This is a genomic window from Pseudomonas sp. PA-1-3F (assembly GCF_021609665.1).
Taxonomy (GTDB): Bacteria; Pseudomonadota; Gammaproteobacteria; order Pseudomonadales; family Pseudomonadaceae; genus Aquipseudomonas; species Aquipseudomonas paracarnis.
In genome coordinates this window covers 1-571 of sequence record NZ_WJZD01000087.1, presented here as the reverse complement: position 1 = coordinate 571, position 571 = coordinate 1, and the positions used below count along the sequence as shown (strand labels likewise).

Annotated in this window: 1 pseudogene; it reads left to right on the top strand. The window is 62.2% G+C overall.

Annotated elements, in window-relative coordinates:
* Nucleotides 1–571 (top strand): annotated as a pseudogene (locus GIV26_RS27465) (hypothetical protein); the annotation flags it as partial.

The following is a 571-nucleotide window of genomic DNA, read 5'->3' as shown; positions in this document are numbered from 1 at the left end:
ATCAGCGCCGCGGGCAATAACCGGCTTACGCGCGTGGCTTACCAGGTGCGGGACGCGGGCGGCAATCTGCCGGAGGAGCGGGCGCGCTGGTCGGCGGTGTCGTTGATTGATGTGCACCTCAATGAGGAGCGCCCCGAAGCGCCGTGGCTGCAGTTTCCAGACACCGGTACGAAAATCGACCTCGCAGAACTGGGCAGTTGGGATGTGGAAGTGGCCCTTTGGGTCCTCTCCCAGGAGGCTAGCGCCTATTCCCACGTGACGCTGATCTGGGCCGGTTTGGACAGTGAAGGCAATTCGATCCCTCATACGCACACCGAAGAACTCAGTAGAGCAGGCCTTTATACCTTTGAGGTTCCCAACGCGCTGGTGAGCGCGATTGCCGAAGGCAGCGCGAGCGTGCATGCCCTGTATCAGAATGGCGCGGTGCAACAGCCTTCCGAAAAGCTCTATCTGGAGGTCGTGGGGCAAGTCGTCAGGTGGCCGGCGCCGACGATAGACGAGGACCAGGGTGGCCATATCGAGCCGGATGTCGACGCGACCGTACGCTTCCCCCTTCAAGGGAGCTGGCCGA